The sequence below is a fragment of the Salinicola aestuarinus genome, from assembly GCF_003206645.1.
Taxonomy (GTDB): domain Bacteria; phylum Pseudomonadota; class Gammaproteobacteria; order Pseudomonadales; family Halomonadaceae; genus Salinicola; species Salinicola aestuarinus.
This window is the reverse complement of the sequence record NZ_PZJP01000025.1, coordinates 1-1,862: the sequence shown is the minus strand read 5'-3', so window position 1 is coordinate 1,862 and position 1,862 is coordinate 1. Positions and strand designations below refer to the sequence as shown.

General features: G+C 49.4%; 2 protein-coding genes. Both read right to left on the bottom strand.

Going from position 1 to position 1,862, the window contains the following annotated elements; genetic code table 11:
* Window positions 1–132: 132 nt before the first annotated feature.
* Window positions 133–993, bottom strand: coding sequence for a tetratricopeptide repeat protein (locus DOM41_RS17175; RefSeq protein ID WP_110688072.1), 861 nt, complete (start codon window positions 991–993; stop codon window positions 133–135).
* A partial coding sequence (locus DOM41_RS17170; protein WP_223161011.1) for a hypothetical protein occupies window positions 990–1,862 on the bottom strand: 873 nt, incomplete at its 5' end. The genes DOM41_RS17170 and DOM41_RS17175, both read right to left, overlap by 4 nt.

Genomic DNA, 1,862 nt, shown 5'->3' with positions numbered 1-1,862 from the left:
CGGCGCATCGGCAAATAAAATATCCGAATTACCCATCCATGAAAGCTGGGTAAAGCGCAAATAGGCCTGGGCGCCATCACGGGACCCAGGCCTATCCCCACCAACCAACGGAGAAATACCCCCTACCAACGATCAATTCATCTGAAAGAAGCCACCACCGATACGAACATTGTGTTCGTCTTGCCACTCTAGGGATTGGCGACGCGCTTCCTCAATTTGCTCATCTGTCATCTGACTGCTCAGGCGCTGCTTGCCTTCCGCACCGGCCGAGCCCTGGAGGTCATAATATTTATAAGCTTGAACCAAATCGACATCGGTACCTATACCTTCCTCGTAAAACTCTGCCAAAGTACTGAAACCCGCCGTGATAGTTCCATATTCAAGCTGGGTGCAGCGCAGCGCCCATTCAAAGGTCTTAGTATTATCCTTCTCCACCCCTTCACCATGATAATACATGCTTGCTAATGCGATGGCGGATCTCTTATCACCATTATCGACAGCTTCTTCGTACCAATACCTGGCCTTACCATAATCCTCATCCACCAAGTCTTCGTAATCTTTGCCACGATATGCTTCGGCAAGAGTGCGCTGGGATAACGCATACCCCTGCTCAGCAGACTCTTCTAAATAACCCAGGGCAACCTTTCGGTTCTTATCAACACCAAACCCCTCATAATACATAGAGAACAAAGAGTAGCCCGCATCAGCGACGCCTTGATCCCATAGTGATTTAAAAATAGAAAAAGCTTTCTCACCATCTTCTCTTACGTTACGATAACTACTCCCATTAAGATAGGTAATACCTAGTATATATTCACCCTTGAGGTCGCCATCATCTATTTTTTTATGCAATTCTTCAAGAGACCACCATCTTGTCTCGTCTCGCATATCATGCCAAGTCGGATCATTATAGAGTGTTAGAGCAAAAATATTCGACGACCAAAAAGCCAGTGCTACTGAGAACAGCAGAAAACACCCTTTTAAAGACTTCATTTCTCAAACTCCAACTTAAACACATCCGTATAGCGCAAAGGCCGGGCGCGAGTGTCCTGGAAGACGGTATCAAGTCTGGCACCACTTACTAAGTCATCATTGTCCAGATAGACCCTTCGTTCTATCGTATAGAAATCCTCGCCTGTGGATACATCATAGTCTGAAACATCAGACCCACCCCCTCTTTCACCGCCTTCATTGTCGAGAATGAGATTCCCATCTCTTTTAGCAAAAGAGTCATTGAAGAAAATTTCTTCTCCCAACTCAGATGCACTCCTAAGCTGCATTCCAAACTGCATCTTTGACAAATTGGGAATCCGGGCTTTGATCATAACTTTTTTACTGTGCCGGACCTCACCCAATGGTCCTGTTTCTCCTGTGACATAAGTGCCGCTGTAATCTTCCCATGTCAATTCAAGGGAGATCCCCTGCGATAGCAGATCCAGCGACGCCTGTTCCTGCTCGATGCTGGTAAAAGGCGCCAACTGGGTGTCGTATTGGCGCCCTATATAACAGCGATTGAGCCAGACCGAAGTCGCGGTGGATACCAGCTTCGTTGCGATAAAACCCAGCGTGATCGCGATGGCGCTGATGATCAGACCGATGGCACACAGCGCCAAGCCCACACCCGTCGTCGCGCCGGCGATACCAGCCGCAGAAAGCGAAAGACCGAGCAACCCCACCGAGGCACCGGCGATGATGGTGCCGCCTAGCGCGTATTGCAGGCTTACGCTACGGGGAGAGCGACCCAGCCTTCGATTGTGCAAGGCATCGGAGAGTTTCATCAGGCCATCGTAGAAGGCGAGCACGTCACCCACGGCACCGATCGTCCCAGAGACAATCTTACAGGCGTACCGACTTGCCTGGTT

Excerpts from the sequence above, each read along its gene's own strand:
- DOM41_RS17175 (WP_110688072.1), bottom strand. The coding sequence starts at position 993 with ATGAAGTCTTTAAAAGGGTGTTTTCTGCTGTTCTCAGTAGCACTGGCT.